The organism is Sphingomonas sp. PP-F2F-A104-K0414 (assembly GCF_004340945.1).
Lineage (GTDB): Bacteria > Pseudomonadota > Alphaproteobacteria > Sphingomonadales > Sphingomonadaceae > Sphingomonas.
This window is the reverse complement of sequence record NZ_SLYD01000002.1, coordinates 552,199-572,267: the sequence shown is the minus strand read 5'-3', so window position 1 is coordinate 572,267 and position 20,069 is coordinate 552,199. Positions and strand designations below refer to the sequence as shown.

22 protein-coding genes are annotated in these 20,069 nt (G+C 65.5%); 14 read left to right on the top strand and 8 right to left on the bottom strand.

What is annotated here, in order from left to right:
* Positions 1–173: 173 nt before the first annotated feature.
* From C8J46_RS06775 to C8J46_RS06755, 5 genes are all read right to left on the bottom strand, one after another.
* Positions 174–491, bottom strand: coding sequence for a flagellar protein FlgN (locus tag C8J46_RS06775; RefSeq protein WP_121885744.1), 318 nt, complete (start codon positions 489–491; stop codon positions 174–176).
* Positions 478–795 (bottom strand): flagellar biosynthesis anti-sigma factor FlgM, encoded by a 318-nt coding sequence (flgM, locus tag C8J46_RS06770; RefSeq protein ID WP_132736550.1) that lies wholly within the window; start codon positions 793–795, stop codon positions 478–480. The genes C8J46_RS06775 and flgM overlap by 14 nt, the downstream gene beginning before the upstream one ends.
* An 83-nt stretch (positions 796–878) precedes the next feature.
* The gene (locus C8J46_RS06765) at positions 879–1,373 is read right to left on the bottom strand and encodes a flagella basal body P-ring formation protein FlgA (protein WP_132736548.1); all 495 of its coding nucleotides are present in this window, start codon (positions 1,371–1,373) and stop codon (positions 879–881) included.
* Positions 1,370–1,906 (bottom strand): hypothetical protein, encoded by a 537-nt coding sequence (locus tag C8J46_RS06760; protein ID WP_132736545.1) that lies wholly within the window; start codon positions 1,904–1,906, stop codon positions 1,370–1,372. The genes C8J46_RS06765 and C8J46_RS06760 overlap by 4 nt, the downstream gene beginning before the upstream one ends.
* Positions 1,903–2,577 (bottom strand): MotA/TolQ/ExbB proton channel family protein, encoded by a 675-nt coding sequence (locus C8J46_RS06755; RefSeq protein ID WP_132736543.1) that lies wholly within the window; start codon positions 2,575–2,577, stop codon positions 1,903–1,905. The genes C8J46_RS06760 and C8J46_RS06755 overlap by 4 nt, the downstream gene beginning before the upstream one ends.
* A gap of 609 nt (positions 2,578–3,186) precedes the next feature.
* Here C8J46_RS06755 and C8J46_RS06750 point away from each other — a divergent pair.
* The 13 genes from C8J46_RS06750 to C8J46_RS06690 all read left to right on the top strand — a co-directional run bounded on the left by C8J46_RS06750 (position 3,187) and on the right by C8J46_RS06690 (position 13,823).
* Positions 3,187–3,549 (top strand): flagellar basal body protein, encoded by a 363-nt coding sequence (locus C8J46_RS06750; RefSeq protein ID WP_132736540.1) that lies wholly within the window; start codon positions 3,187–3,189, stop codon positions 3,547–3,549.
* A gap of 1 nt (position 3,550) precedes the next feature.
* On the top strand, positions 3,551–3,961 hold the full coding sequence (gene flgC, locus C8J46_RS06745) for a flagellar basal body rod protein FlgC (protein ID WP_056061586.1): 411 nt from the start codon (positions 3,551–3,553) through the stop codon (positions 3,959–3,961).
* Between the two features lie 2 nt (positions 3,962–3,963).
* On the top strand, positions 3,964–4,644 hold the full coding sequence (locus tag C8J46_RS06740; protein ID WP_132736538.1) for a flagellar hook capping FlgD N-terminal domain-containing protein: 681 nt from the start codon (positions 3,964–3,966) through the stop codon (positions 4,642–4,644).
* Between the two features lie 29 nt (positions 4,645–4,673).
* Entirely contained in the window at positions 4,674–5,942 is a 1,269-nt protein-coding gene (locus tag C8J46_RS06735; protein ID WP_132736535.1) for a flagellar hook protein FlgE, read from the top strand.
* A 24-nt stretch (positions 5,943–5,966) separates the two neighbouring features.
* Positions 5,967–6,719, top strand: a complete 753-nt coding sequence (flgF, locus tag C8J46_RS06730; RefSeq protein ID WP_132736533.1) for a flagellar basal-body rod protein FlgF — start codon at positions 5,967–5,969, stop codon at positions 6,717–6,719.
* 13 nt (positions 6,720–6,732) lie between these two features.
* Positions 6,733–7,521, top strand: a complete 789-nt coding sequence (gene flgG, locus C8J46_RS06725) for a flagellar basal-body rod protein FlgG (RefSeq protein WP_132736530.1) — start codon at positions 6,733–6,735, stop codon at positions 7,519–7,521.
* A gap of 5 nt (positions 7,522–7,526) precedes the next feature.
* Positions 7,527–8,216 carry a flagellar basal body L-ring protein FlgH gene (locus C8J46_RS06720; protein ID WP_132736528.1) on the top strand — a complete coding sequence of 230 codons (690 nt, stop codon included), beginning with the start codon at positions 7,527–7,529 and terminating at the stop codon, positions 8,214–8,216.
* A gap of 10 nt (positions 8,217–8,226) precedes the next feature.
* Positions 8,227–9,318, top strand: coding sequence for a flagellar basal body P-ring protein FlgI (locus tag C8J46_RS06715; RefSeq protein WP_207894129.1), 1,092 nt, complete (start codon positions 8,227–8,229; stop codon positions 9,316–9,318).
* 2 nt (positions 9,319–9,320) lie between these two features.
* Positions 9,321–9,653: a rod-binding protein gene (locus C8J46_RS06710; RefSeq protein WP_132736942.1), complete on the top strand. Its 333-nt coding sequence runs from the start codon at positions 9,321–9,323 to the stop codon at positions 9,651–9,653.
* Positions 9,650–10,996, top strand: coding sequence for a flagellar hook-associated protein FlgK (flgK, locus tag C8J46_RS06705; RefSeq protein WP_132736523.1), 1,347 nt, complete (start codon positions 9,650–9,652; stop codon positions 10,994–10,996). The genes C8J46_RS06710 and flgK overlap by 4 nt, the downstream gene beginning before the upstream one ends.
* Positions 10,997–11,001: 5 nt before the next feature.
* Entirely contained in the window at positions 11,002–11,922 is a 921-nt protein-coding gene (locus C8J46_RS06700; protein WP_132736521.1) for a flagellin, read from the top strand.
* Positions 11,923–12,044: 122 nt separating this feature from the next.
* Positions 12,045–12,908 (top strand): flagellar motor stator protein MotA, encoded by an 864-nt coding sequence (gene motA, locus C8J46_RS06695; protein ID WP_132736518.1) that lies wholly within the window; start codon positions 12,045–12,047, stop codon positions 12,906–12,908.
* 12 nt (positions 12,909–12,920) lie between these two features.
* On the top strand, positions 12,921–13,823 hold the full coding sequence (locus C8J46_RS06690; RefSeq protein ID WP_132736516.1) for a flagellar motor protein MotB: 903 nt from the start codon (positions 12,921–12,923) through the stop codon (positions 13,821–13,823).
* A 93-nt stretch (positions 13,824–13,916) separates the two neighbouring features.
* Here the strand turns inward: C8J46_RS06690 and C8J46_RS06685 are convergent, their stop codons facing one another.
* Entirely contained in the window at positions 13,917–14,417 is a 501-nt protein-coding gene (locus C8J46_RS06685) for a MucR family transcriptional regulator (RefSeq protein WP_132736513.1), read from the bottom strand.
* A gap of 265 nt (positions 14,418–14,682) precedes the next feature.
* On the opposite strand from C8J46_RS06685, the gene C8J46_RS06680 reads away from it, so the two are divergent.
* On the top strand, positions 14,683–16,995 hold the full coding sequence (locus C8J46_RS06680) for a glycoside hydrolase family 3 C-terminal domain-containing protein (RefSeq protein WP_132736510.1): 2,313 nt from the start codon (positions 14,683–14,685) through the stop codon (positions 16,993–16,995).
* A gap of 45 nt (positions 16,996–17,040) precedes the next feature.
* Here C8J46_RS06680 and C8J46_RS06675 read toward each other — a convergent pair whose 3' ends face one another.
* Together C8J46_RS06675 and C8J46_RS06670 are read right to left on the bottom strand one after the other, a co-directional pair.
* Entirely contained in the window at positions 17,041–18,126 is a 1,086-nt protein-coding gene (locus tag C8J46_RS06675) for a sialidase family protein (protein WP_165886471.1), read from the bottom strand.
* A gap of 6 nt (positions 18,127–18,132) precedes the next feature.
* Positions 18,133–19,947 carry a DUF885 family protein gene (locus C8J46_RS06670; RefSeq protein WP_132736507.1) on the bottom strand — a complete coding sequence of 605 codons (1,815 nt, stop codon included), beginning with the start codon at positions 19,945–19,947 and terminating at the stop codon, positions 18,133–18,135.
* Positions 19,948–20,069: the final 122 nt, after the last annotated feature.

Here is a 20,069-nt window from a genome sequence, read left to right as displayed (position 1 = left end):
TTCGCGCTTGTCGCCCGCCAGCAGTATGGCGCGCATTCAAAAGACCGTCACCCCAGCGAAAGCTGGGGTCTTCCGCGGCAAGGATGCGCCCTATCACGGGGATACCCCAGCTTTCGCTGGGGTGACGGTCGTTTGGGTTGGGGGAGGGGGCGGTGCTCTAAACGGTCGCGATGTTATGCGTACGCTGCCCTAAGTCCCGGCCGGTACCCGGCAACGGCACCGTCGCCGGTCAGGGTTTGCAGGCGGCGGCGAACATTTGCCGCCATCAAATTGGTGTAGATCCGGCACGTCTCGTTGAGCCGGTTCGCCTCGTCGGCCAGCTCGCGGATCTCGGTGCCCGCAGGCCCGGTGCCGAGCAGCGCGACCTGTTCGATCCCGGCGAGCTTGTCCGCGGTCGCGCGCTCGAGGCTGGCGACGTCGTTCGACTTCAGCGCGGCGATCTCGGCATGCAGCGAGTCGATCACGCGGATCAGGGCTTCACGCCGCTTCATTGGAATTCCAGGCGAGGCTGAGCGCCATCAGCCGATCGGCGATGGTCGCGGGAAGGATGGGGAAGGTGCCGCTGGCGATCGCCTTCTTGATCTCGGCAACGCGCGTCGCGTTGATCGGCGGCGACGATGCCATCGTCCTGGCCAGTGCCAACGAGTCCGAGAGGACCGGGTTTTGCGCCTGTGCCGCGGCTTGCGGCGAGGGCTGTACCGGAGTCTGAACGGGCGTCGTCGGCGTCGCGGCGGCGACGCGCGCGACGGAGCGATCTCCTGCTACTGACGGCTTCGCACCGATCGAGTCCACCATGTCCGCATCCTCTGGTTTGCGCTGACATGAGAAGAAACGACCGCACCGCGAAAAGCTTTAGCAAAATTAATCTGTTCGAAAATTTAGTTCGACCAGCCGGGCAAAGTCGCGCGACCCGCCTCTACGGCGATCGCCTGGACCGGCGTCCGCGTCGCGTCCACCTTGACCATGAAGCGCCCGCCGGGGGCGGCATCGCCCATCGCAACGCCTTCGCGGCTGATCGAAAAGCCCTCGGTGCCAGCCTCGATCACGATCGGATCGCCGCGCTTGATGACCGGCGCGGCCTTGGCCACGGGCACGAACGACGCGGCAATCGCGGCGGGAGCGTTCGCCGGCCGGATCACGGGCACGAAGATCCGCCATGATGGCCCTTCGCACGCGACGACGACCGCATCATGCTGTTCGGTACGCCACGACAGCGACACTGTCGGGCAGGTCGCGAGCCGCAGCCGTACATCGACGGGCGTGCGTGCGCCACCCTCGGCGCCGATCGGGCGCCCGGTAAACGCGGTGACCGAGCGATCGAGCGCGGCGGTATCCTGGAAGCTCGCGGCCATGAGCAGAAACGGGATGATCATTGCGGTGTCCTTCGAACTGGGCCCGTTTGGAGTTCGCCGACAAAGGCGACGGAGACGATCGCGGCGCGGCGGCCGGGTTTGGTGGCGGTGACGATCGCCACGCGCGACGGCGCGACCGCGGCGAGCGCGGCGGCGACGGTGCGCGCACGGTCGGCGGCGAGGATCGCGGCGCTACCTGTGACGCGATCGATATCGGCGGGCGTACCGTCGGTGGATCCGGTAACCGTGAGCATCACGCGGGGATCGCGTGCCGCTTCCCGCGCCCAGGCGACGAGCGCGCCAGGCGTGGTCGGCAGGATCGCCGAGCCGGGCGCGAAATCGAGGATCCCGGCGGCGGCAACAGGCATCGGCGCGGGCTCGGCATCGTTGGCGCCAAAGCCTTCGCGGATACCCTTTGCCAAATCCTTGCCGCCGATGTGCTGGGTTGCCTGCAGGAGCACGAGGAAGCCGACCAGCAACAAGGCGAGGTCGGCGAGCGTGATCAGCCAGAGCGACTTGCCGGTCGGCGCATCGGGATAGTCGCTAGCGTTCATGCCACGGTAGCCAGGGTCGGTGCCAAGCTTGGCGCGACATAGCCCCGCGGCGTCTCGCGGTCGGCGAGCGTCACGAGCGGCGCTTCGATGCGGGCGCGCTCGAACGCTTCGTTGCGCCCTTGCGCACGCAGCCGGTTGGCGATCGGCATGAAGAGCAAATTGGCGAACAGCGCGCCGTACAGCGTGGCGAGCAGCGCAACCGCCATCGCGCCACCGATCGCACCGGGATCGCTCATCGTCGCGAACATCTGGGCAAGGCCGATCAGCGTGCCGATCATGCCCATCGCGGGGGCGACTTCGGCAGCGCCGGCCCAGACGTCGGCGGCGGCGACGTGGCGCTCTATGCGGGCACGGCGGCGGTGCTGGACGAGCGTCGAAACGCCGGTCGCCGAGGCTCCATCGACGATCGCGGCGATCGCGGCGGCGACGTCGGCATCGGCAATGACCGAGCGATCGAGCGCCATCACGCCGTGGCGCTTGGCGATCCGGGCGAGCGCGGTGATCTGCTGGAGCAGCGGGTCCGCATCGAACCGACCGCGGGCGAGCGTCGTGACCGCAACGAGCGCGCGGCCGAGATCGCGGAACGGGGTGCGGAGGATGACCGCCAGCGCGGTGCCGCCACCGACGATGGCGAGCGCTGCTGGGTCGAGAAGTTGGGCGAGCGTGATCATGTGCGTGGGATGATGCAAGGGGTGTGCCGGATTGGGTTTGGGGCGTCTCCGTCATGTCGGACCGGTTCCGGCGGCTACCTACCGGGTAGGCGATGGCATCCAGTGTGCGGAGCAATGGACCCCGGAGCAGGTCCGGGAGGAAAGAGCGGGTGGGACCTCTCAATCCCTCCACCAAAGCACCTCCCCGGCGAAGGCCGGGGCCCAATTGAGGGACGTCGCTCACTGAGCGCGCGCTTCGTTACTGCAACCTCTCCAATTGGGCCCCGGCCGTCGCCGGGGTGGTCGACCTGTTGGGATAGGTACCCCGCGCGCCACTCCGGTGAAGGGTGTCGCAACCATCGCACGGCAGCACTCTTCTCCTTGTTCTCCCGCGAAGGCGGGAGCCCAGGCTGGATCCCCGCCTTCGCGGGGAAACATGATAGGGCGGGTGTCGGAGTTCGGTTTGCCGACTTGACCGATCCAACCGGCAACCGCCTTGCCGGCCATCCCTGCAACACCGGCAACCGCTTGCCGTTCGCCTTGCCGCCCGTTTGCCGTCACCCGGCAAACCGCCATCCGCCACCCTCGCACCAAAAACTGGCACGGCCATTGCTTATGTCCGGTTGCGCAATGGGTGCGCCAGGAGACGGGCTTGTGTCAGGCGACACGCTTTTCGGAGTTCATGGGGCAGCACTCGAGGTGCGCTCGCAGCGCATGGGTGTGCTGGCGTCGAACATCGCCAACGCGTCGACGCCCGGCTTTAAGGCGCGCGACATCGATTTCCAGTCGGCGCTCGCGTCGGTCGAGAATGAGGGCAGCACCAGCGCCGCGACCAAATACCGCGTGCCGACGCAGACCTCGATGGATGGCAACACCGTCGAGCTGAGCCAGGAGCAGACCGCGTTCGCCGAGAACGCCGTCCAGTATCAGACGACCCTGTCGTTCCTGAACGGGCGGATCGGCCAGATTACGCGCGCGCTGAAGGGGGAATAAGATGTCCAATCAGCCCATGACGATTTTTCAGGTCGCCGGCCGCGCGATGTCCGCGCAGCTCGTCCGGATGAACACCACCGCGTCGAACCTCGCCAATGCCGGCGGCACCACCGGCTCGGCGGAGACCGCGTACAAGACGATGAAGCCGGTGTTCCGCACCAGCTTCGATGCGGCCAGCGGCATGTCCACGGTCGACGTCGAGCGCGTCGTCACCGCCGGTGAAGCGCCGACCAAGCGCTACGACCCTGACAATCCGATGGCCGATAAGGATGGCAACATCTTCGAGGCGGCAGTCGATGAAACCCGCGAGATGGTCGACATGATGGAGACCGCCCGCAGCTACCAGAACAACATCGAAGTGATGAACACCGCGAAGTCGCTCATCATCGATACCCTCAAGCTAGGCCGCTGATCATGGCAACTTCCTTCGATTCCACGCTGAACGGTCTGGGCATTACGCGCACCTCGACGACCGCCACTACAAGCACCGCGGCCAGTGCATCGACGCTGAATCAGAACGACTTTCTCAAGCTGATGACCGCACAAATGCAGAATCAGGACCCGTTCAACCCGGTCGACAACACGCAGATGGTCGCACAGATGGCGCAGTTCTCTTCGCTCGCCGGCATCTCCGAAATGAACACGACGATGAAGGCGATCTCCGACAAGCTCGGCGCGACCAGCACCAGCGATGCGCTCGCCTATGTCGGCAAGACCGTGCTGACCGAAGGGTCGACGGCCTATGGACGCAGCTCTGGCGGGATTGCGGGATCGGTCGAACTCGGCGGTGCGGCAACCGGCGTCAACGTCACGATCAGTGATGCCAACGGCGTCGCGATCAAGACGATGCAGCTTGGCGCGCAAGCCAAGGGCACGGTCGGCTATGACTGGGACGGCAAGGACAGCGCCGGGGCCGACGCCGGCAGCGGCCCGTTCAAGGTCAGCATCAACGCGCAGAACGACGGCACCGCGGTCGCCGCGACCAGCCTGGTCTGGGCGCCCGTCCAGTCGGTCTCGACCACCACCGGTTCCGCCATCCTCACCCTTCCCGGGATCGGCGAAGTGCCGGTCAGCGCCGTCCGCCAGATCGGCTGACCGCACCCTAATTCAACGGAGTCAAACGCATGTCCTTCTACACTTCGCTTTCCGGTCTCCAGGCATCGCAGACTGAGATGTCGACGATCTCGCACAATCTGGCGAACGTCTCGACCAACGGCTTCAAGAAGAGCCGCACCGATTTCGCCGACGTGATTGCGTCGAGCGTCTCGGTCGCGCCGTCGCAGCAGATCGGCTCGGGCGTCATGGTCAAGGGCAACCGCCAGCAGTTCGCGCAGGGCAATCTGATCCAGTCGTCGAACGCGCTCGATCTTGCCGTGTCGGGTGACGGGTTCTTCGTGGTGAAGCCCGACAGCGCGTCGTCGCAGGTCAACTTCACCCGCAACGGCGGCTTTCTGGTCGACGCCAACCGCTTCGTCGTCGATTCGAGCGGCAGCCATCTTCAGGTATATCCGGTGGATGGGTCGGGTTCGGTCGTCGCGACCGGTCTCAATTCCGCGGTCAGCCTGCAGCTGCCGGAAACGAGCGGCACCGCAGCGCCGACCAAGGCCGTCGCACTGAGCGTCAATCTCAATTCGAGCGCGACCGTGCCGACGACCGCGACCTTCGATCGCTTCGATCCGTCGAGCTACAACCAGTCGGCACAGACCACGGTCTATGACGCGTCGGGCAACGCGATGACGCTCACCAATTATTTCAAGCGCACATCGTCGCCGACCGCGGACAATCCGAACAGCAGCTGGGAAGTCCATAGCTTCGTCGGCGACAAGGAGCTGACGTCGGGCGGCAATGCCGGCACGACGATGACGTTCGACTCCGCGGGCAAGATGACCGCACCGACCGGCCCGATCACGTATGACGAGTTCACCACCGCCGGTTCGGCCACGCCGCAGAACATCGCGTTCACGTTCGGCGCGGATACGACGCAGAAAGCCAGCGCGTTCAACGTCACGTCGCGGACGCAGGACGGCAAGGCAGTCGGTCAGATCCAGGGCGTGACGATCGACGAGAAGGGGATCGTCAAGGCGAGCTTCTCGAACGGCGATACGCAGGCGCTGGGTCAGGTGATGCTCGCCAATTTCTCGAACCCGGAAGGGTTGCGGCAGATCGGCAACAGCAACTGGTCGTCGACCGGCGTGTCGGGCGAGGCGAAGCTGGGGTCGGCGGGCGCCAATGGGTTCGGCAATCTGATGTCGGGAACGATCGAGCGATCGAACGTCGATATCACCGAGGAACTGGTCGACCTGATCGCGGCGCAGCGCAATTTCCAGGCGAACTCGAAGGCCTTGGATACCGCCAGCCAGATCTCGCAGACCATCTTCAACATCCGCAGCTAAGCAAGCGCGCGCAGGGGACCCTGAATGGATAAGCTGGTCTACACCGCGGCGACGGGCCTGCGCGCGCACATGGCGGCGCAGGCAGCGATCGCCAACAACATGGCGAACGCGTCGACCACCGGATTTCGCGCCGATCGCGTGGTGTTCGACCGGCTCAACCTGAAGGGCGACGGCAGCACGATCGAGGCACGCGCGCCGACCTCGGAAGAGGTGACCGACGCGGACCGCGCACCCGGTGCGATCCAGCTGACCGGGCGTCCGCTCGACGTTGCGATCACCGGCACCACGGCTTGGCTTGCGGTGCAGGCGTCGGACGGCTCGGAGGCGTACACCCGCCGCGGCGATCTGGAGGTCGCGCCATCGGGCGTGCTGCAGACCGGCGACGGGCACCCGGTGATCGGCTCGGGGGGGCCGATCACGCTGCCACCCTATCAGTCGCTGACGATCGCCGGCGACGGGACGATCTCGATCGTGCCGCAGGGGGGCGACGCGAAGAACCCTCAGGTAATCGACAAGCTCAAGCTCGCCGACACCAAGGGGTCGGACACGGTCAAGGGCCTCGACAACCTGCTGCGCGTGAAGGGCGGGGGGACGCTGCCCGAGGATCTCGACGCGAAAGTGCTGGGCGGCGCGATCGAGGGATCGAACGTCAACATGACTCAGGCGCTGGTCGACATGATCGAGAACCAGCGCAGCTACGAAGTCCAGGCGAACATGATGAAGAACGCCAAGGACATGGATGAGAGCGGTGCATCGCTGATGCGCCTGCCGAGCTAGAAGGAACCGACGAATGTCATCCGCAGCCATGCATATCGCGCGCACCGGGCTCGACGCCCAGGACATGCGCATGCGCGTCATCTCGAACAACCTCGCCAACGTGAACACCACCGGCTTCAAGAAGGACCGCGCGGCGTTCGAGACGCTCGCGTACCAGACCGTCACGACGCCGGGTGCGCAGAGCACGTCCGAGACCAAATATGCGACCGGGCTCAATCTCGGCACCGGCGTCAAGATCCAGGGCACCGCGCGCGTCGATACGCAGGGCGCGATGCAGACGACCGGCAACAGCCTCGATCTCGCGCTCGACGGCGATGGCTATTTCCAGGTGCAGATGCCCGGCGGTACGCTCGGCTATACGCGTTCGGGTAATTTCTCGCGTTCGGCCGAGGGCTTGCTGGTCACCAGCGAAGGCTATCAGGTGCAGCCCGGAATCACCGTGCCCGAGGGTACGACCGCGATTACGATAGGCTCCGACGGGACCGTGTCGGCGACCATCCCCGGCCAGACCGAAGCATCGCAGCTCGGCCAGATCCAGGTCGCGAACTTCCCCAACGGCGCAGGCCTGCAAGCGACCGGCGATAATTACCTCGTCGAGACCGCTGCCAGCGGCGCGGCTAATGTCGGCGTCGCAGGGCAGGACGGTCGCGGCAATATCAAGCAGGGGATGCTCGAGGCGTCGAACGTCAACGTCGTCGAGGAGCTCGTCGACATGATCGAGACACAACGCGCGTACGAGGTTAATTCGAAGATGATCTCGGCGACCGACGACATGCTCAAATACATCAACCAGAACATCTGATCGTGATGCGCAACGCTCAAATCGTCGTGCTGGTCGGCACGCTCGTCATCGCCGGACTTGGTGCCTCCCCGGTGGACGCCAGCCTGTTCGGCAAAAAGGCTCCGCCCGAGGATTTTTCGGTGGCACGGCCCTTGCCGGTCCAGCCGGTGCCGGTCGTCGCGACCGGATCGATCTTCCAGGCGCAGGACGGCTATGCCGCGCTGTACGAAGGCTGGCGCGCGCGCAAAGTCGGCGATCCGCTGACGATCGTGCTGGTCGAGCGGACCGCCGCGTCGAAGTCGTCGGGCTCGAAGCTCGACAGCAATGGCTCGGGCAGCATCACACCGCCGACCACCGGCGCGCTCAATCTGTTCAGTAAGACCGATGCGACGATCAGCGGCGGGCGCAGCTTCAATGGCACCGGCGCCGCGGACCAGGCGAACTCGCTGTCGGGCGAAGTCAGCGTGACGGTCGCCGAGGTCTATCCGAACGGCACGATGCTGGTGCAGGGCCAGAAGCGCGTCACGCTCAACCGCGGCGACGAGTTCCTGAAGATCAAGGGCCTCGTCCGCACCGCCGACGTCGATGCGAACAACCGCGTGCTGTCGACCCGCGTCGCCGATGCGCAGATCTCGTACACCGGCAAGGGCGACGTCGCCCGCGCCGGCCGCCAGGGGTGGCTCGGCCGCTTCTTCTCCGTCGTCAGCCCATTCTAAGGCCGTGACCATGCGCTTCCTGCTCGCCCTTTTCGCCGCGCTCCTGATCGCCGCGCCGGCCTCGGCCGACCGGATCAAGGACCTTGGCGGGTTCCAGGGTATTCGTTCGAACCAGCTGACCGGCTACGGCATCGTCGTCGGCCTGCCAGGCACGGGCGACGACAATCTCGAATACACCGTGCAGTCGCTAAAGGCCGTCGCGTCGCGCTTTGGCCTGCAACTACCGCCATCTGCGAACCCTGGCATGAAGAACGCGGCGGTCGTCATGATCACCGCCGAACTCCCGCCATTCGCCAAGCCCGGCCAGCGCCTCGACATCACCGTCGCATCGATGGGCAAGGCCAAGTCGCTCCGCGGCGGTAGCCTGATCATGACCCCGCTGCTCGGTGCGGATAACCAGATCTACGCGATGGCGCAGGGCAACCTCGCGGTCGGCGGGCTCGGTGCGGAAGGCGCGGACGGGTCGAAGATCGTCGTCAACGTGCCCTCGACTGGCCGCATCCCCGAGGGCGCCACGGTCGAACGTGCGGTCGCCACCGGGTTCGACAGCGCGCCGACGCTCACCTTCAACCTCGCACGTGCCGATTTCACGACTGCGCAGAACGTTGCCGGCGCGATCAATTCCAAGCTCGGCTTCGGCAGCGCGCAGGCGATCGACGCGGTCTCGGTCGCGGTCCGTGCACCGATCGGTGCCGACATCCGGGCCACGCTGATGTCGACGATCGAGAATCTCGACGTCGTCTCCGCCGAACCATCGGCCAAGGTGATCGTCAACGCGCGCACCGGCACCGTGGTCATCAATTCGGCGGTCCGGGTCGGTCCGGCGGCGATCACGCACGGCAAGATGACGGTGCGGATCGACGAGAAGCCGCAGGTCAGCCAGCCCGCACCGTTCAGTGGCGGCCAGACCGTCGTCACGCCGAACAGCGCGGTCGCGGTGGAGGAAGAGCGTCGCCCGATGTTCCTGCTCGCACCCGGCCCCAAGCTTGCCGACATCGTCAAGGCGGTCAACGCGATCGGCGCCTCGCCGGCCGATCTGGTCGCGATCCTCGAGGCGCTGAAGGAAGCTGGCGCGCTCAAGGCCGAGTTGATCGTCCTGTGAGCGTGATCTCCACCCCTACGACGCCGACTGCGGGCGCCACCACCGGGATCTCGACCGATACAAGCCGGCTCAAGTCGAAGGACAATCTCGACAAGGCCGGCCAGAAGTTCGAGGCGGTTTTCACGGGCATGATGCTGAAGAGCATGCGCCAGGCGAAACTCAGCGACCCGCTGTTCGATTCGAAGGCGATCGATACCTTCACCGACATGCAGGATGGGCTGACCGCAAAGGCGATGGCCGAGCACACGCCGCTCGGCATCGGCAAGGCGATGACGGACTTTCTCGCCAAATCTCAATCCGATATTAACCCGACCGCGACAGACTCACCGCCATGAGCGATCTCCTTTCGATCGGCGCTTCGGGCGTGCGTGCGTATCAGACCGCGCTGTCGACGGTGTCGGAGAACATCGCCAACACGGGCACGGCGGGCTACACCCGGCGTACGACCACGCTTGGCGAAGTCGGATCGATCAGCGGCGGGATCAACGCGCGCACATCCTCGATCGGCAGCGGCGTGACGGTCACGGGCATTGCGCGGAGCGCCGATGCCTATCGGTCGCAGGCGGTGCGCAGCGCCGGTACCGATCTCGCCAAGACCGAAACCAGCGTCGCCTGGATGGGTCGGATCGAAACGTCGCTCGGCGACAACAAGCTGGGCGACCGGCTCACCAGTTTCTTCGGCGCGGCGCAGGCGCTGTCCGCCGACCCCACATCGGTTCCGGCGCGCGCGGTCATGCTCGAATCCGCCAGCACGGTCGCGGCCGCCTTCGCCACCACCGGCAAGGCGCTCGATACCGCGGCGACCGAACTTGATGCATCGGCATCGCAGGCGGTCCAGTCGCTCAATTCGCTTGGAACCGCGCTGGCCAAGATCAACGACGGCCTCGCCCGGACTCAGCCTGGTTCGTCGAGTGCGGCGCAGCTTGCCGATCAGCGCGATCAGGTGCTCGAACAGATGAGCACGCTCACCGACGTCAACACCGCGTTCGACGATCTCGGACGCGCCACCGTGCGTCTCGGCGGCGCGGCGGGGTCGGTGTTCGTCGTCGGCACCGATAGCGGCCAGGTATCGTTCGCCCGCAACGACGAGGGCGCGGTGCAGTTCGCGGTGACTCGTGCCGGCGCCACCTCGGCCTTGTCGCCATCGGGCGGGACGCTGGCCGGGTTCGCCGATGGGGCGCAACGGATCGCGTCGGCGCGCGAGGGTTTGAACGCGATCGCCAGCGATTTCACCGCGCAGGTCAACGCCGTGCAGATGCAGGGGCGGGACCTCGACGGCAAGGCCGGGGCCGCGTTGTTCACGACGGGTGCCACGCCGACCGATATATCCGTCACGATGACCGATCCGCGCGGTATTGCCGCGGCGAGCGCGAACGGCAGCATCCGCGATGCATCGAACCTGTCGGCGTTGCAGGCAGTGCGCGGCAGCGGCGGGTTTGAGACGCGGACGACCAACCTCATTGCCGGTAACGCTGCCTCATTGGAGCAGCGCAAGACGGTTGCCGATGCGCAGAGCGCGATCCGCGATGGTGCGGTCAGCTCGCTGGCGGCGGCGTCCGGGGTCGATCTTGATAGCGAAGCGGTCGACCTGCTCCGCTTCCAGCAGGCCTATCAGGCATCGAGCCGGGTCATTCAGACCGCACGCGACACGTTCCAGACCATCCTCGAGATCCGGTAACGCCCATGCAAATCGCCACCAGCCTTTTCTATGATCGTTCCGCGACCGCGATGACGTCGCTCTCGGCGAAGGCCGATTCGCTCCAGACGCAGATCTCGACGACCAAGCGATTCTTCGCGCCGTCGCAGGACAGTGTTGCCTATCAACGGTTGCAGGGGCTCGCGCGCGATACCGCGAACGACAAGGTCTATACGGCCAATCTCGGCACCGCCGAATCGGTGCTCAAACAAGGCGATACCAGCCTCAGCGCGATGACCGATCAGCTGCAGAGTGCGGTGACGCTCGTGACCCAGGCGAAGAACGGGACGCTCAATGCCGTCGACCGCAAGGCGATCGGCGAACAGGTTGCCGGAATCGTCGCCTCGCTTACGGCGATTGCCAATACCAAGGACGCGCGCGGCCAAGCCCTGTTCGGTGGTGGAGACGGCGCCGCCGCGGTCGCCGCCGACGGTAGCTTCGCGTTGGCGGCGAAGCCGGTATCGGGCATCCCGATCGGCGATGGCCAAAGCGTCCAGGCCAACGAGACCGCGGCACGGATCTTTACGGTCGGTGGCACGACCAAGGCCGATGGCAGCATCGAGGGCGGCACCAACACGCTGGCGATGCTGTCGGCGATCGCGACCGCGTTGCAGTCGGATGATTTTAAGCCGGTATCGCTCGACGGTTCGCTGGCCGACATCAGTGCGGCATCGGATCAGGTGACCAGCGTCCAGGCGTCGCTCGGCGCGCGTGCGGCACGGGTCGATCTCGAGACGTCGCGGCTGAAGGACGTCGGCACCGACCGCGAGGCGACCCGGTCGGGCCTCGAGGATACCGACATCACCAGTGCGGTCGTCGAGTTGCAAAAGACCATGACGGTCCTGTCCGCGACACAGGCGAGTTTCTCGAAGCTGTCGGCGCTATCGCTGTTCGACTATTTGCGCTGAGCCGTGGCGACCGGGAGTTTTTTTGCCGTGCGCCGCGCCGCGGTAACGGGTTGGCTACGAAATCCGGTTAATTCTCTGGCTACGCATTAACCGTCGTCGACCCAGAGGGATTTTCCAGCAGCATGTTTCCGGTCATCGGCATCGTCGTCCTTCTCGTCATGGTGTTCGGCGGGTTCGCGTTCACCGGCGGCGCGCTCGGTCCCGTCCTGGAGGCGATCCCGCACGAGATGTTGATCATCGGCGGTGCCGCTGCGGGCGCCCTGATCATCGGCAATTCGGGCAAGGAACTGAAGGCGCTTGGCGGCGGCCTCGGCAAGGTCTTCAAGGGCCCGAAATACAAGAAGCAGGATTACCTCGACGTCATCTTCCTCGTCAGCAAGCTGATGAAGATGCTGCGGATGGACGGGCCGATCGCGCTCGAGCCGCATGTCGAGGACCCGCAGTCTTCCGCGGTGTTCGCCGAATATCCCAAGTTGTTAAAGGATCATGCGCTCATCAACCTGATCGCCGACACGCTGCGCTTGGTCGTGGTGTCGTCGGGTACGCTCGACGTGCACGCGGTCGAGGAGGTGATGGACCAGTCGATCAAGACGCATCATCACGAGGAAGAAAGTGCGCACGGCACGCTGACCAGCCTCGCCGACGCGCTGCCCGCACTCGGCATCGTCGCCGCGGTGCTGGGCGTGGTGAAGACGATGGGGTCGATCGACAAGCCGCCGTCGATCCTCGGCTCGATGATCGGCTCGGCGCTGGTCGGCACGTTCATGGGCGTGTTGCTCGCCTATGGCATGGTCGCGCCGCTTGCCAACCGGCTGCGCCAGGTGCTCGATGCCGACGCGGCGATCTACGGCGTGGTCAAGCAGATCATCATCGCCTCGCTCCACGGCCATCCGCAGCCGCTGGTGATCGAGGCCGCGCGCTCGGGCATCGCGCACAAGAACCAGCCGGGCTTCGCCGAAGTCTTCGACGGGCTTCGCGGCAAGTAAGGCGCGATCGATATGGCCCGCGCACCCCATGGCAACATTCAGCCGCCCAAGATCATCGTCAAGAAGATCTATATCGAGGGACATGGCGGCCATCACGGCGGCGCCTGGAAGGTCGCCTATGCCGATTTCGTGACCGCGATGATGGCGTTCTTTTTGCTGCTGTGGATCCTTGGCGCGACCACCGAGAAACAGCGCAAGGGTATCGCCGATTACTTCGCGCCGACGCTGCTCGATACACGCTCGCTCGGGATCGGTGGCGGTGGGCTGTTCGGCGGGGAGTCTATTCTCGACAAGAACAAGATCGGTCCGAAGGCTGGGCAGACGAGCATGCCGCAGATCGCGGTGCCCGATGCAGGCAAGGGCGGCGCGTCCACCGGTACCGGCGAGCAGGGTACGATCAAGAACCGACAGGCGCTCGCCAGCGAAGATCGCAAGAACTTCGATTCGATGCGCAAGCGCGTGCTGAGCCAGATCGCCGCGTCGCCCAAGCTGTCGCGGCTCGCGAGCCACGTCCGCTTCGTTCCGACGCAGGACGGCATGCGGATCGACCTGGTCGACGATGCGGATTATTCGATGTTCGCGCTCGGTACGACCGCGCTCGATCCGCAGGCGGGCGACCTGATCGGGATGATCGCCACGTCGATCAAGGGCATGCAGAACCCGATCATGATCCGGGGCCATACCGACAGCGTGCCGTATGGCGATCCGCGCGCGATGAACAACTGGATGCTATCGTCGGGGCGTGCCGAGGCGACCCGCCGCCGGTTGCTGTTGGGCGGAACCCCGGAAGCACGCTTCGAACGGATCGAAGGCGTCGCCGACCGGGAGCCCCTGATCGTGAAGGATGCGGCCGATCCGCGTAACCGCCGCGTCGCGATCACGTTGCTCTACCGGCGGGGCCGCTTCGGCAAATAGGCCGGTATCCCCCGACAAATCGACGCAGACAAAAAAAGGGGACCGGTGCTTGGCGCACCGGTCCCCTTTTCGTTTTACGCCCTGTGCAGCCGCTTATTCGGCGGCGACGGTATCCGTCTTGCGCTTGCGCGCGGTCGCGGCGGGGGCAGGCGCCGCTTCGGCCTTGCGCGCACCCGGCTTGCGACCCAGGCCGATCTTCTTCGCCATCGCACGACGGCTTTCCGAATAATTCTCGGCGACCATCGGATAGTCGGGCTTCAGGCCATAGCGTTCGCGGTACTCGGCCGGCGTCATGCCGTGCGTCGCGAGATGACGGCGCAAGGTCTTGTAGGACTTGCCGTCGATCATCGAGATGATGTGATCCTTCGATGCCAGCGACTTTCGTGCCGACACGGCCGGCGTATATTCAGCCGCTGCTTCGACGGGAGGCGCTTCGGTGGTAGCGCCCAACAGCGCTGCGACCGTATCGTGCATTCTGCCCAGAAAGGCAGGAACGTCATCGGCCGAGCTTCGCGTATTGGGATTACCAAGCCAAGCAATGGTCAGCTCTGTCGCAAGTTCGACGGCACTCAGGTCGGTGGTATCTTCGGACATGTTAAACTCCATTGACTGACGTCGCCGTAACAACGTGTGAGACTGGGTTCAACCGCCAGATTAGCAATTATGCGGTAATTTTTGTAAAAACGTACATGGAGAGACACGACTACATCGCGAAGCCGCCGACAATTTGCTTTAGATTAAAGTATGTCGCGGGCCGATCAATTTAACGATCGGCCAGATCTGGAATGCCCGCACCCACTAGGCGACAGCCTCGGCAGACCGTATCCGACGTGCACATCAGTCAAAAAAAGAGGGTTCCATGACCGCATCTCGCACCAAGACCATTTTCGCACGTCTCCTTGCGGGTTCGGTCGTGATCGGCGTCGTGGCGGCATCGCCCGCCATCGCACAGACGACCAACAACGCGCCCGGCGCCGCGGCGGCGCGAACCGAAGCGCCGAAAGCGCGGCCATGGATGAACACTGCGCTGAGCGCCGATGCACGCGTCGATCTACTCCTCAAGGAGATGACGCTCGACGAGAAGCTGCAACTCACCTTCGGCTATTTCGCGACCAATGCCGACTGGCTGAAGACGCCGGTAAAGAACTGGGTCTATCCGAAGGACGGCCTGCCCGCGTCCGCCGGGATCGTGCCGGGTATCCCGCGGCTCGGCATCCCGAACCAGTGGCAGACCGATGCCGGCGTCGGCGTCGCCAGCCAGCGTGGGCCGACGCCGCGGCTGCGCACTTCGCTGCCGTCGGGGATCACGACCGCGGCGACCTGGAACCCCGAACTCGCACAGGCGGGCGGCGCGATGATCGGCCGCGAGGCGTTCCTGTCGGGCTTCAACGTGCAGCTCGCGGGCGGCATGAACCTGACGCGCGAGCCGCGCAACGGTCGCAACTTCGAATATGGCGGCGAGGATCCGTTGCTGGCGGGTGTGATCACCGGCCACGAGATCAAGGGGATCCAGTCGCAGCACGTCGTCTCGACGATGAAGCATTACGCGTTCAACGGGCAGGAGACGAACCGCAACAACATCGATCACAAGATCGGCGAACAGGCCGCACGCCAGTCCGATCTGCTCGCGTTCGAGATAGCCAACGAGGTCGGTCAGCCCGGCTCGGTGATGTGTTCGTACAACCGCGTGAACGGCCATTACGCGTGCGAGAACGACTGGCTCTTGAACAAAGTCCTTAAGCGCGACTGGGGCTTCAAGGGCTATGTCATGTCCGATTGGGGCGCGACGCATTCGACCAGCGAGGCGGCCAATGCCGGGCTCGACCAGCAGTCGGGCTGGGCGTTCGATCGCTCGGCGTATTTCGCGGATGCGCTGCGCGAGGCTGTCAACAACGGCCATGTCAGCGAAGCGCGCGCGACCGACATGGCGCGCCGCGTGCTCTGGGGAATGTTTTCCGTGGGGGCGTTCGACACCGTCGTGAACGGCGATCAGGCGACCAAAATCGACTATTCCGCGCATGCTGCGGTGACGCGCGCGGATGCCGAGGAGGGCATCGTCCTTCTCAAGAACACCGCCGGGCTGCTGCCGATCGCGAAGACGGCGAAGTCGATCCTGCTGATCGGTGCGCATGCCGATGTCGGGGTGCTGTCGGGCGGTGGATCGAGCCAGGTCTATTCGCATAATGCGCCGACCAACGGCCTGGTCGTGCCGGATGAATTCCCGAGCGGTTTCCCCGGTCCCAAGACCTATCACGCTTCGTCGCCGATGAAGGCGTTGCAGGCACGCACCGGCGCGACCGTGACGTATCTCGACGGCAAGGACGTTAAGGCGGCCGCCGCGGCGGCGCGGAAGGCGGACGTCGTCGTGGTGTTCGGCGAGCAGTGGACGGGCGAGTCGTTCGACGTCCCCGACCTGAACCTGCCGGCTGGCCAGAACGCGCTGATCGATGCGGTCGCGCGCGCGAATGCGAAGACGGTGGTCGTGCTCGAAACCGGCGGTCCGGTGGTGATGCCGTGGCTCGGCAAGGTCGGCGCGGTGCTGGAAGCGTGGTATCCGGGCACGGCGGGCGGCGAGGCGATCGCACGCGTGCTGACCGGCGAGGTCAATCCGTCGGGCCACCTGCCTGCGACCTTCCCGGCGTCGCTCGCACAGACCCCGCGGCCCAAGCTGGAGGGCGATCCCAAGCTCGACCGCGATTCGCATCCGATGGGGAATTACGACATCGAGGGCGCGGCGGTCGGCTATAAGTGGTTCGACAAGACCGGTGCCAAGCCGCTGTTCCCGTTCGGCTACGGCCTGTCCTACACCAACTTTGCGATGACCGGGCTGACCGCGTCCCCCGCGGGCAAGGGCATCAAGGCGGACTTCACGGTCCAGAACACCGGCGCGGTGCAAGGCAAGACGGTCGCGCAGGTCTATGTTTCGGGCGCAGGCTGGGAAGCGCCCAAGCGGCTCGGCGCATTCCGCAAGGTCGATCTCGCACCCGGCAAGGGTCAGACGGTCTCGGTGACGATCGACCCGCGCCTGCTTGCGACGTTCGATGTCGCCAGCGGCGGGTGGAAGATCGCCGGCGGCGACTACAAGGTAATGCTGGCGACCTCCGCTGCGGACATCGTCCAGACCGCAACGGTTCGTGTGGCCGCGCAGACGCTCGACGCGAGCGGCAAGTAAGCGTTATCTGAATGTTGGGGGTGCGGTGTTAAACGCCGCCCCCCATCAGCGGAGCCGGCGCGGGTCGACCACGACATATTTGATGTGCTTGCGATCGTAAGTGTAGGTGATCCGGACCAGCCCGTCGCGAGTCTGGATCACCGCGGGATAGGCATAGCCGTCGGGCAGCGGCTTGTTTTCCAGCGTCAGCACCTGATGCCAGCGCACGCCATCGTCCGACAGAGCGAGATTGAGCGGCCAGCGCGGTCCGTCGCCGGGGCGGTCGGGCCAATGACCGCTGTGATTGTACACGATCAGCTGTCGCCCATCGCGCAACGTCACCGCATCGGTGCCGGCGTTCGGATTGGGAAGGTCGATCGCGGCGAGGGGCGACCAGGTCCGGCCGGTATCCTTCGACCAACTCATGGCGAGCGCACCCTGGCGCGTGCGGGCGATCAGTTCGAGCCGGCCATCGGGATAGGACAGTACGCTGGGCTGGATCGCCTCGATATGCATCGGCGAGGGGATCGGTGGCTCGACCGTCCAATGCGCACCGCGATCGGTGCTGCGTTCCATGCGGAGCGACCAGCGATTGGCCTCCGCGGTGCCTTCTTCGCGGCTCGATGGTGCAAGCCAACTGCCGTCGCGCAGCACGACCGGCTTGTTCTTGATCGGGCCGAGGACGCCGTCGGGCAGGCGCTCCGGCTTGCTCCAGCTACGGCCGTCGTCGGTCGAGCGGATCATCATCCCCCACCAATCACGCGGGTTCGGCCCGACCTTGTAGAACAGGCGGAGGTCGCCCGGTGCAGGCTGGAACAGGACGGGGTTCCAAGTCGGAAGATGGCGACCATCGGCGCCGATACCCGCCGCCACCGGTTCGGGCGCACTCCATCCGCCGTCCCCGCGGCTGCTGCTACGCGATGTCCAGATGCGGACGTCGGTATTGCCTTCGCCCGATCCGGCGAACCAGGCCGCCATCAAGGTGCCGTCGGCGAGCTGCACAATCGTCGACGCGTGCGCCTGTGGATAGGGGGCGTGCGCGTCGATCAGTTCGGCCGTCAGGATGGCATCCGACGCTGACGGCCGCGGGGCATTGCCGGGAGCGCCAGCCCCCGACAGCATCGCGGCCAGCCCGATGATCGCCACCTTCATGGCGACTTACGCCCGCCCGCGTATCGCCGCGATCCGCTCGTCGACGCGGCGTTCCAAGATCGTCAGCGGCATGGCGCCTTCCTTCAGGATGTCGTGAAACTGCTTCAGGTCGAACCGGTCGCCCAGTGCCGCCTTCGCCTTCAGCCGCGCGCGCGTCCATGCCATGTGGCCGACCTTGTAGCTGCACGCCTGGCCGGCCTGCGTGCAATAGCGCTCGACCTCGCGCAGCGTCCTTGGCCGCGCAAACCCAGTGGTCGCGACCATGTAGTCGGTCGCCTTCTCGCGGCTCCACTGCTTCGCGTGAATGCCGGTATCGACCACCAGTCGCGTCGCGCGGAACAGGAACGACTGGAGATACCCTGCGCGCTCCAACGGCGATGCATACGCTCCCAGTTCATCGGCCAGCTGCTCGGCATACAGCGCCCAGCCTTCCGAATAGGCCGAGAAGAAGCCGATTTTCCGCAGCGTGGGAATGTCCTTCGACTCCTGCGCGAGGCTGATCTGGAGGTGATGCCCCGGCACGCCCTCGTGATAGGTGAGCGACGGCAGCGTATATTTCGGCCAGTCGCCGACGTCCTTCAGATTGACGAAGTAGATCGCCGGACGGCTGCCATCGAGCGAGGCGCGGTTGTAATAGCCGTTCGCCGCACCGTCCTGTATCTCGACCGGTACGCTCCGGATTTCGAGCGGCTGCGTTGGCACCTCCGAAAAGGCTTGGGGCAGCTTGGCGTACATCGCCTTGATACCGTCGTTCAGCCCGGCGATCAGTTCGGTCCGCCCCTCCGCCGTGTTCGCGTAGAGCTGATCCGGCATCACGTTCAGCTTGGCGAGCCGCTCGCCGACCGTCCCCGTCGCATAGCCCTGCGACTTGAGGATCGTGTCGAGCTGGGCGGTGATCTCGGCGACCTGTGCCAGGCCAATCCGGTGGACCTCGTCGGGGTTCATCGTCGTGGTTGTCGCCTGGTTCAGCGCCATCGCGTAGATCGCGTCGCCGTTCGGCACGCGCCAGATTCCGTCGCCTGGCTTGGTCGCCGGCTTTAGTCGCTCGATCAGCGCGATCTGGCGATCGAGCGCGGGATAGACTTTCTCGTCGACGATCTTCGCGGCGCGTGCTTGCCAGTCGCCTGTAAGACCCTTGGCGGCGGCACGCTTGACCAGCGACTGGACGATGCTCGACGTTGCGGCGGGCTGGCCCCGCAACTTCCGCATCTGGCCGAGCGTCAGGTCGAGCGACCAACCGGGTGCGAGCAGCCCGCGCGCTGCCTCCGCCTGCTGCATCGCGCTTTCCTGGTCGAGCACCGTGCCGAACTGGTCGAGCCGTGACAGATACGCTTCGGCATCGGGCGTCGCGGCAATCGTGTGCGCGGTGTTGAGAAAGTCGGGCACCTGGAAATAGGCGCCGCCCTGCTGGAAGATCCGGTAGGGGCGGATCGGGCTGTCCATGCCGAATTTCTCGGGCGCGGCGATCTGCGTGTTCAGCGAATACCGCACCACTTCGAGGTTCAGCTTGGCCGCTGGCGACAGGCCGACGCCGTCATAGCGCGCGAGGCTGGCGAGCGCAGCCTTCGTCTCGGCGACATCACGCGCGCGCTTATCGGGGGTTCGCGGCGAAAGCTGGCTCTTGAGTCCGGCGAACGGTCCCTTGTCGAGACCCAGCGAGGTCGCGAGTTCAGGCGACCGCGCCACGCTACGCTGGAAAATCCGTTCGAAGTCCGCGTTGAGCGCAGTATCGCTGCCCGACTGCGCGAGGGCCGAAGACGGCAGCAGCGTGGTGGCAAGCGCGGCGACGCCTCCCGATGCGAGGAACTGGCGACGATCCATGACGAATTCTCCCGTGAACTTTCGCGCATCTAAGCCGATCGGCACACGGACCGCCAGAGCCGGAGGGGGCGGAAAATCGGGCGCGCGTTTCGCGGGACGGCGCATGCCCCGGAACCAGACCA